Annotated in this window: 8 protein-coding genes and 1 pseudogene; 3 read left to right on the top strand and 6 right to left on the bottom strand. The window is 65.5% G+C overall.

The genetic code is table 11. From position 1 onward, the window contains the following. Positions 1 to 17 precede the first annotated feature (17 nt). Entirely contained in the window at positions 18 to 878 is an 861-nt protein-coding gene (locus G391_RS14965; RefSeq protein WP_051257400.1) for a LysR family transcriptional regulator, read from the top strand. On the opposite strand, the gene G391_RS15345 is transcribed toward G391_RS14965, so the two are convergent. Both G391_RS15345 and yaaA read right to left on the bottom strand, forming a co-directional pair. Further along, entirely contained in the window at positions 866 to 2146 is a 1281-nt protein-coding gene (locus tag G391_RS15345; RefSeq protein ID WP_051257401.1) for a toll/interleukin-1 receptor domain-containing protein, read from the bottom strand. The genes G391_RS14965 and G391_RS15345 overlap by 13 nt on opposite strands. 73 nt (positions 2147 to 2219) lie before the next feature. Continuing rightward, positions 2220 to 3029, bottom strand: coding sequence for a peroxide stress protein YaaA (gene yaaA, locus G391_RS0113240; protein WP_029087940.1), 810 nt, complete (start codon positions 3027 to 3029; stop codon positions 2220 to 2222). 366 nt (positions 3030 to 3395) lie between these two features. Between yaaA and ctrA the strand changes: the two genes are divergently transcribed. Together ctrA and G391_RS14980 are read left to right on the top strand one after the other, a co-directional pair. After that, on the top strand, positions 3396 to 4103 hold the full coding sequence (ctrA, locus tag G391_RS0113245) for a response regulator transcription factor CtrA (protein WP_029087941.1): 708 nt from the start codon (positions 3396 to 3398) through the stop codon (positions 4101 to 4103). Positions 4104 to 4242: 139 nt separating this feature from the next. Next, a complete protein-coding gene (locus G391_RS14980; RefSeq protein WP_051257402.1) occupies positions 4243 to 6501 on the top strand; it encodes a M20/M25/M40 family metallo-hydrolase in 2259 nt (752 codons plus the stop codon). Here G391_RS14980 and G391_RS0113255 read toward each other — a convergent pair. The 4 genes and pseudogenes from G391_RS0113255 to G391_RS15735 all read right to left on the bottom strand — a co-directional run. After that, complete coding sequence (locus tag G391_RS0113255; RefSeq protein WP_029087942.1) at positions 6485 to 7300, bottom strand: CheR family methyltransferase; 816 nt, start codon at positions 7298 to 7300, stop codon at positions 6485 to 6487. The two genes, G391_RS14980 and G391_RS0113255, sit on opposite strands and share 17 nt — an antisense overlap. After that, the gene (locus G391_RS0113260; protein WP_029087943.1) at positions 7301 to 7666 is read right to left on the bottom strand and encodes a response regulator; all 366 of its coding nucleotides are present in this window, start codon (positions 7664 to 7666) and stop codon (positions 7301 to 7303) included. A gap of 48 nt (positions 7667 to 7714) precedes the next feature. Beyond that, positions 7715 to 8395, bottom strand: coding sequence for a histidine phosphotransferase ChpT (gene chpT, locus G391_RS0113265; RefSeq protein ID WP_029087944.1), 681 nt, complete (start codon positions 8393 to 8395; stop codon positions 7715 to 7717). 79 nt (positions 8396 to 8474) lie between these two features. Then, positions 8475 to 9124: pseudogene (locus tag G391_RS15735) on the bottom strand (hypothetical protein); the annotation flags it as partial.

Here is a 9124-nt window from a genome sequence, read left to right on the forward strand (position 1 = left end):
CTTATCCGCTCCTGTTTGTGAGCTCAGCGCACAAATATCGACACCTGCCCCTGACGGCGCTGCGCGCCTTCGATGCGGTCATGCGCCTCGGCTCCATGACCCGCGCGGCAGACCAGTTGGGCGTCACCCACGGAGCCATCAGCCGCCAGATCAATACGCTTCAGGACGACTTGGGCTACCGCCTGTTCGACGGCCCGCGCAATGCGCGCCGGCCCACACCCGAGGCCACGCGTCTATGGGCCGAGGTCGGCCCTGCCTTCGAGCGCCTCGCTGCCGTCCTGTCGGCCGGCACCGATCTGGGCAGCCGTGTTCAGGTGTCGTGCCTGTCCACCCTGGCGGGGCGCTGGCTGATCCCGCGCCTGGCTCGCTGGCCGCATGGCTGGGAGATCGAAATCACCGAGTCCTACGCCGATCTCGACCGCTCGCTCGGCGGGGCCGAGGTCGCCATCCGCATGCTCAACGCCGGGGCAGAGCCATCTGCGGGCCTCGTCGCCGTTCCCCTCATGGTCAACCACTATGGACCGGTCGCTGCACCTGGTGTTGACGCCGCCGCTGCACGTCGCCTGATTTCGCGGTCCCACCGCCAGGCCATCGACGACTGGAACGCGCGCACGGCCCTGCGCGTCGGCTCCGACGCGCCGCCGATGCTGTTCGACCACCAGCAGACGATGATTGAGGCCTGCCTCGCCGGCCTGGGTGTCTGCGTGACGCAGCAGGCCCTCATCGAACCCGAGCTGTCCTCCGCCCGGCTGCTATCGCCATTTGGATTCGAGACTGACGGTGCCGTCTTTGCTGCCTTCCGTCGTGAGGGCACGCCGCGCGCTGAAACGCGTCGTCTCCTCGCCTGGCTTCAAGCCCAAGCGGCTCAGTCCACCTGATAGAGCCGCGCCGCGCCGATACAGGCGTCCGTCCCACAATCCGGCATGCCGATGCGGACCGTGTAGGTTCCGTTCTGAGCATTGGGGATTTCGACGACCGGGAAATCGTCGGTCAGGATGTCGCGACCGATCTCCTGGCCTGAAGGATCCATCACATAGATGTCCACGTCGCGACAGTTGGTGTCGCAGGCCCCCAACACCCGATAGCTGCTTCCGCCATCAAGCCGGACCTCGTAGTCATAGGCGGCATCATCCGCCAGACGAGCCAGCTCATCGTCTCCAACCTGCGGCAGACCCTGAGCATAGCGTTCGGCATAGCCGTTCAGATAGCCGCCCAGCGTCGCCTGTTCCTCATCGGAGAAATCTGACCCGCCGCCCGACATCAGCATCATCACCGCCGCGACCAGCACCACCACGCCTAGCGCGATCCCGCCGCCGATCAGAAGCCGTTTGTCGATGCCTTGGGTCTTTGTACCCCCCGGCGCGCCGGCATCCGTCGTCGAACCGGAGGGTGCCATGGTCACCGGGACCGGTCCCGCCTCAGCGGCTTCAGCTTCTACGGCTCCCCCGCCGTAGGCAGGCGTCGACCCGGTCGCAGCACCCTTTCCTCCACCGTAAGGCGGCGTCTCCACGTTCGACTGGCCGGCCCCGCCACCATAGGGCGGCGCAACCTCATCCGTCGTCTCGGCACTCGCGGCAAAACTGCCCAGCCCCATCGTGGCCGGAACCACAACCGGTTCGTTCGGGGCCGCCACCGGTGCGTCAGGCGGCGCCGCTTCTGCCGGAGCCGCGTCCGCCTGGACCGGCTCGTCGGCCGGCGACAGCTCCTCCGGCGGAATCGGACCCCCGGCTCCCGGCGAGGGCACGGCCGGCTGATCGATCCCGTCCTTGAGCCACATGACCAACCGATCCCAGCCGGAATGCCGCCGCTTGGGCGTCCAGCCGATCAGGTCGACATGTTGCAACAACCGGAACGCCAGCGGCACCTTGCAATCCGAGAACCGCGCCTGAATCAGCTTGGGCGGCGTCGCCTCCTTGGCCGCACCCGCCTCGGTCCGCACCCAGTCGCTCTCGACCGAATTCTTGGTCCACAGCACCAAGACCTTCTTGGCGTTGTCGACTTCACGCTCGATGGTCTTGTCCCAGGTTTCGTGCGGTGTGATCCGGTCGTCCCACCACACCGTCAGCCCCTGCTCGGTCAGGGCCGCGACGACCTTCTCGGCTAGATCCCGGTCGCGACGATCATAACTGACGAAGACATCGGCCATCGGAGCCCTCCCTCTGATCGCCCCTTCTAGCCCGACAGAACCGCGTTGTCAGTGAGCAAACCTGACAGCGATGTCAGACCGTCTCGCGCGCCGTCTTGCGCTGCTCGGCCACCGGCGGCGGCTGATGACGCCAGAATACCAGCGCCTGATCTGACGACCGCCGCGGATCGATCCGGTAGCCGTTGCGATCAAACCCCTTCAGATCCGCCGCCCGCTCGATCCGCTGATCGATCGCCCATCGCGCCATCGTCCCGCGCGCCTGTTTGGCGAAGAAGCTGAGCACCTTGCGCTGCCCGTCCTTTTCCTCCTCGAAGCGCACATCAACGACCGGGGCCTTCAGCGCCTTGCGGTCGACCGCGCCGAAATATTCTTCGGACGCCAGATTGATCACCGTACGGTCCGGCTGACCTTCCAGGTCGGCGTCCAGCCGCCGCGCGATCCGGTCCCCCCAGAAGGCGTAGAGATCGCGCCCGCGCCGTGTCGACAGCTTGGTTCCCATCTCCAGCCGGTAGGGCTGGATCCCATCCATCGGCCTGAGCACCCCGTACAGGCCCGACAGAATCCGCAGTCGGTCCTGCGCCCAGTCCATGCCGGCCTCATCCAGGTCACGCGCCTTCAAACCCAGATAGACATCCCCCGCAAAGGCCAGGGCCGCCGGCGTTCCGCCCACAGCCTCGGCATCAAAGGCCTGGAACCGCTCCTGGTTCAGCCGTGCCAGATCATCCGACAATCCCATCAGCCGCTTCAGGTCCGGCTTGGTCAGCCGCCGCGTCGAAACCGCCAATTGCGCCGTATCCTCGCCCATGCGCGGCTCGGTCGCCTGCGCCGTCATCGGATGGGCCGAAAAATCCAGCCGCTTGGCGGGTGACAGGACAAAAAGCACGGGCGAACCTCCTTGGTAGCCCCCTTCTAGCCGTCGCGGGTATGAAGTGGCGAGTGGCGAGTGACGAGTTTTCACCGGACAGGCGCTGGCGCATCTCGAACAGTCAATGGTGCCAACCGCGCCAAGCCCCACTCGCCACTCGCCACTGAAAGTGAGTCTTTTTGGACTCGCCCAACCGGAGAATTCACCCTCGGAATCGAATCGTTGACTCTGCCCCTAGACGGGGACTCGCAAATCAGACTACCGATTCGAATGAGGGGTCTGATTAACCTTTCCTAAGTCTTTCAGAGAGAGCGTGCGGGGAAGAGGTGCGTAACCTTTTCGTACCGCCGCTACACGACCAAGATTCGCCTGGAGGGGCACTGAATGCGCGTTCTGTTGATCGAAGACGACAGTGCCACCGCACAGAGCATCGAATTGATGCTCAAGTCCGAGGGCTTCAATGTCTACACCACCGACCTGGGTGAAGAAGGCATCGATCTGGGCAAGATCTATGACTACGACATCATCCTCCTTGACCTGAACCTGCCCGACATGAACGGCATCGAGGTTCTTCGTCAGCTTCGCGTCGGCAAGATTAATACGCCCGTGATGATCCTTTCGGGCTCGAGCGAGATCGACACCAAGGTCAAGACCTTTGGCGGCGGTGCCGACGACTACATGACCAAGCCCTTCCATCGCGATGAGCTGATCGCCCGCATTCAGGCGGTCGTGCGTCGCTCCAAGGGCCACGCCCAGGCGATCATCTCGACCGGCGAAATCGCGGTGAACCTCGATGCCAAGACCGTCGAAGTGAACGGCCACCGCGTGCATCTGACCGGCAAGGAATATCAGATGCTCGAGCTGCTCTCCCTGCGTAAGGGCACGACCCTGACCAAGGAGATGTTCCTGAACCACCTGTACGGCGGCATGGACGAGCCCGAGCTGAAGATCATCGACGTCTTCATCTGCAAGCTGCGCAAGAAGCTGGCGACTGCCGCCGGCGGCAAGCACTACATCGAAACCGTCTGGGGCCGCGGCTACGTCCTGCGCGATCCCCAGGAAAGCTCCGCCGGCATCACCGCCGCGGCCTGACCGAAAGTTTGTAAGCGTCCGGGTTGGAAACACCCGCCGGGAAACCGGCGGGTGTCTTTCATTGTGTCACCCGCATCCGTCGCCCTTGATCTAACCGCCACCTGCACTAGGGTCCCGGGCGACCTTGGGGGAGGCGACTATGCGATCACTCATCGGATTCCTGGCCGCGCTCGGCCTGGCCCTGTTCATCGCCGCGCTGACGATCCGACCGCCCTCACCGGTGTCCGACGACGCAGAGGCCACGGCCTTCTCGGCGGAACGGGCCATGGTCGATGTCCGTCAGATCGGCCAGGTGGCGCACCCCACCGGCACTCCAGAGAATGATCAGGTGCGCGAAACCCTGCTGCGCCGGATGCAGCAACTGGGCCTTGAGGTTTCGGCCCAGCGGGCCGACGCCGTCTTTACGCGCCGCCCGGATTTCGTGACCGGTGGCCAGATCGAGAACCTGATCGGCGTCCTGCCGGGCGACAATCCGACGGCACCTGCGGTCGTCCTGATGAGCCACTATGATTCCGCCGTCGGCTCACCCGGCGCGGCCGACGATGCGGCCGGCGTTGCTGCCTCTCTCGAGGCAGTGCGCGTCCTCCTGGCTGAGAACAGCCCACGCCGTCGGGACCTCATTGTCCTGATCACCGATGGTGAAGAACAGGGCCTGCTCGGGGCCGAAGCCTTCTTCAATCGCCACCCCTTGAGCCAGCGCGTCGGCGCGGTCGTCAATCTCGAGACGCGGGGGGCCGCAGGTCGCGCCTTCATGTTCGAGACCGGCCCGAACAATGGGGCGATGATGAACCTGTACGCCCGCAGCGTGCGCGAGCCGTCCACCACATCTCTGGCGGCATTTCTCTATTCGATCCTGCCGAATGACACGGATTTCAGCCATTCGCGTGATCAGAACATCGCCGGCTTCAACATCGCCTTCATCGGTGAGCCGTTCCACTATCATTCGGCAACCGCCACACCCAACGCTTTGGACCAGGGCTCGCTCCAGCACCTGGGCAGTCAGGCGCTGGATCTGACGCGCGCCCTCCTGGCCACCGACGACCTTCCCGAGCCACGGCCCAACGCCGTCTTCTCCGACATATTCGGCCTGTTTACCCTGACCTATCCCGCCTGGGTCGGCTGGGCCCTCGTCGCCTTGTCGGGGGTCGGTCTGTTGGGTCTTTTCATCCGCAGCCAGCCGCGCGCCGAGACGATCCGCGTCGCCGCCGTCGGTGCCCTGGGCGGCCTTCTCGTCGCCACGGCGTGCGGCGCCCTGGGGCTGGGGCTGCTTTGGCTGACAGGGTCGCCCACCGACTTCATCATGAACCGGCCCCTCCTAGGGCGGCTAGACGTCTTCGAGCTGGCCATGATCTGCGCCTGTGTCGGTGCCGTCCTGCTGGTCAGCCGGTATATGTTGCGGGGACGCAGCGGCCTCTACCGCCCGCACGAAGCGCCCGCCCTGGGCCTGCTCAGCCTCGGCTGGGTGATGTCGGTTGCCCTTCAAATTCTGGCCCCTGAAGCCGCGATCATCGCTGCATGGCCGACGCTGATCGGGACTGTGGCCCTGTTGACGGCGCGACGTCTGGGTGACCTTGCTTGGCCGATCGCCACCGCCCTGGGCATTGTCGGGAGCGCCTGGGTCATCGGCGTCAATCACGGTGTCTTTCTGGGCGTCGGAGCGACCATTCCGGCAGCCCCCGCCGCGCTTACCCTGCTGGCCATCCTACCCCTGGCCGCGCTCCTGATGCCCGCCGTGCGAGGGCGCTCCACCGTCCCGGTAGGTATCGGGCTCGTGGCGCTCGCAGTCGCCGGGGGGCTGTGGATTCGCTGGGCTCCCTCAGGAACGCCGGAACGACCGGTTCCGACCCTGGCCCTCTATGTTGCCGACACGACCGATGGTCGGGCGCGACTGGCCACCTTGCCGGCCATGCGGGATCCCTGGACGGTCGCCTGGCTGGGTCGAGAGGGCACGCCGGTTCAGACGATCAACCTGCCGGCGCTGGGCACGTCGTCCTGGCAAACGGTGGCCGCGTCACCAGTAGCGATGCCGCGACCGACAATCGTGGTCACTGCTCTTGCGGGGGGACGTTACCGGATTGTGGCGTCGGACCCCTCCGCCCGCGAATTGCGGCTGACGCTGGTGTCCGACCAGCCAATGTCCCAGGTCTCCGTCATGGGACACCCCGTCAACGCGCCCGCCGCCGGGACGCCCCTGGTTGTGCGCTGGGCCGACCCCGGACAGGGCTTCGCGATGAGCTTCGTGGCACCGGCGGGCACCACCCTCCACTGGGCCGCCTTCCATGATGGCTGGCCGGACGATGCGCGCGCGCTGCCTCGGCGTGAGCCCGACACCATGCCCTTCGGAGCCTCAGACAGCCTGGTAGTCACAGGTCAGTTGGCGATCACGCCGCCTGGCTGACCGAAGACGGGCCGCGCACATAGACGGACTTCAGACCGGCGACCGGTCTAAAGGCCACACCGGCTTCGGGAAGGATCTCGCCTTCGCCGACAAAGAGGCACCCGGCCGGCCCCAAGGCCTTGGCCAGGCCATCGAGCACCCGTCGTCGGCCCTCGCTCGTCATGTCGGACAGGACGTGGCGACAGAAGATCAGGTCGAACTCTCCGAAGCCCTCAATCCCGTCCAGCAGATTGGCGCGCTCGAAGCGGACCCAACGCTTCAGACGTTCGGACACACGCCACAGGTCTTCATATCGTTCCAGCCAGGCAATCAGCTGGCGGGATCTCAGCCCACGCTGGACCTCGAACTGGGTATAGACGCCCGCCCGCGCCTTTTCGATGCTCCGGCTGGACAGGTCCAAGGCGACAACCTCAACATCCACACCGATCTCCGCCGCGCAGATGGCCACCGACCAGGCCTCCTGGCCGGTCGCACAGCCGGCGATGAGAACCCGAACCACCCCGCCGCGCGCCTGCGACAGCACAGGCAGCAGCTGAGCGCTGATCAGCTCGAACGACTCCCGATCCCGGAAGAACCGCGTGTCGGCCGGCAGGATCGCCTCAACGATCTCCCAGGTCAGCGACGGACGTTGCCCAGGGTCGATCAGCGCGATCAGGTCCTGCACCGAGGCCAGGCCTTCGCGACGCGCGATGGGGCCAAGGCGGGCTTCGACCGCCGCCAGGCGCTCAGGCCCAAGGTCGTACCCGGCGCGCTCGGACATCAGGGCCGACAGGACGGGGAAATCGAGGTCGCTGGTCATCTAGGCCAGCCCCACATCGGCAAACTTTGATCCCAGGATGTCGCCGTCGAACGGCTTCATCACATATTCGTCGGCCCCGGCGTCCAGCGCCTCGGCGATACGGCTCGGCTCGTTCTCGATCGTACAGAACAGGACCTTGGGCTGATCCCCACCTTCCGAGGCGCGCAGCCGCTGCAGGAAGGTCATTCCATCCATCACCGGCATGTTCCAGTCGACCAGGATGACGTCGGGCATGGTCGCGGCACAGAAGCTGAGGGCCTCAGCTCCGTCACCGGCTTCTTCGACGTCATAGCCCAGCCCCTCGACAATGCGTCGAGCAACCTTTCGGATAATCCGGCTATCGTCGATGATGAGGCAAAGCCGCATGATCCCGTTATCCGGGTGCGTCGGTTAACCGTTGGTTTGGATCGGCATCTAACGCGGCATGGAGATCGAAATCTCCACACGATCCTCGCTCGTCTCGAATGACAACTCGCCGCCGGCCTCGGCCACGGTCGTGTGCAGCCAGAACGACTGGATCCACTGACCGGCCATGCCGTCGGTCAGGGTCGCCCCGGAAAGCCCGGTCGACACCTCGTTCTTCAACCGCGCTTTGGGGCCGCGCGCATCCGCCGAAAGGGTCAGGCGGTCGGCGCCGGTCGAGATCCTGAGTTGCACCGTCCCGCCGACCGCCAGGGCGCCGCCTGAAATCTGGGCCAGGTTCAGAACCGCCCGGGCCTGGGGTTTGGTGAACCGCTCGATCTCACACGTCCAGTCGAGGTCCGGGCGAATGTCCGAAAAGGCGCTCTGGGCCAGGGCCTCGATCTCTTCGGCCGCAAAGGACTCCGAACTGGTGGCGGCGCCAAAGGCCACGCGGTCGAAATGAACCATAGCCAGCAGTTTGCGCGCGCTCGCCTCGACCATGGCGACCAGATCGTCACGCATCTCGGCATGATCGGGGTCGCGCATCATATCCAGGCCATTGACCATGGCTCCGGCGGGACTGGCCACGTCGTGGCACAGCTTGGCCGCCAGATGGCTGGCCAGTTGCGAGGAAACAACCGCGGTTGAAGCGTCAGCGGGATCGGTCATCGGAACGGGGGCAGACTGCGTCATGCCCCCTTCCTGACCTGATTTGCGGCATGCCGGAAGGCCCGTCGTAATAGCTTCCTGCTGACAGCCGCCGCCCCCGTCCCTAGACGATCCAGTCGGTTGGTTGCAGGTCGTCGGGCCCGGCGCGGTACGGTTTTCCGACAGGGTCAAAGAGAAGATCGGCGGTTGTCAGGACGCCATCGGGGACGCCGCAGATCACCGGGTCGTCATCCCACTGCGGCTTGCCCTCCAGACCTCCGGGCAGGACGAGCGGATCCATTGTGTCGCCGAGGCTGGGCTGGACCAGCGGCGTGAACTCCCATTTGCCTGCATCGGCAATCCCCGGAAGAATCAGCGGGTCATCATCCTGGATCAGGTCGGGCAGGACCAGCGGCCCTGCGTGCTTGTCCTGCTGCCCGGCCTCCAGACCCGGCAGGACCAGCGGACCTTCAGCCGGTGACATGGCCTGGAACTCGAAGTCGTTGGCATTCAGCTGGGCCTTGCTGACCCCCCGCAGGACAATGCTGTTGCTCCCCACCGTGATGACGGCCCAGCCCTGGCCATTGTCAGCCGTCGCCGCCATGACCGCCGAGAAGCTGGAGAAGACCGTGGTCGAGAAGCGGATGACGTCGCCGACGCCGGCACCGGCGCTGAAGCCCAGGATCTCGTCATGGCCAAAGCCGGTGTCGAAGACAAACACATCGTTGCCGTCACCGCCGTTCATCAGATCGTTGCCGGCTCCCCCGACCAGGG

The organism is Brevundimonas aveniformis DSM 17977, assembly GCF_000428765.1.
Lineage (GTDB): Bacteria > Pseudomonadota > Alphaproteobacteria > Caulobacterales > Caulobacteraceae > Brevundimonas > Brevundimonas aveniformis.

Excerpts from the sequence above, each read along its gene's own strand:
- G391_RS14980 (WP_051257402.1), top strand. The coding sequence starts at position 4,243 with ATGCGATCACTCATCGGATTCCTGGCCGCGCTCGGCCTGGCCCTGTTC.
- ctrA (WP_029087941.1), top strand. The coding sequence starts at position 3,396 with ATGCGCGTTCTGTTGATCGAAGACGACAGTGCCACCGCACAGAGCATC.
- G391_RS0113255 (WP_029087942.1), bottom strand. The coding sequence starts at position 7,300 with ATGACCAGCGACCTCGATTTCCCCGTCCTGTCGGCCCTGATGTCCGAG.
- chpT (WP_029087944.1), bottom strand. The coding sequence starts at position 8,395 with ATGACGCAGTCTGCCCCCGTTCCGATGACCGATCCCGCTGACGCTTCA.
- G391_RS0113260 (WP_029087943.1), bottom strand. The coding sequence starts at position 7,666 with ATGCGGCTTTGCCTCATCATCGACGATAGCCGGATTATCCGAAAGGTT.
- G391_RS15345 (WP_051257401.1), bottom strand. The coding sequence starts at position 2,146 with ATGGCCGATGTCTTCGTCAGTTATGATCGTCGCGACCGGGATCTAGCC.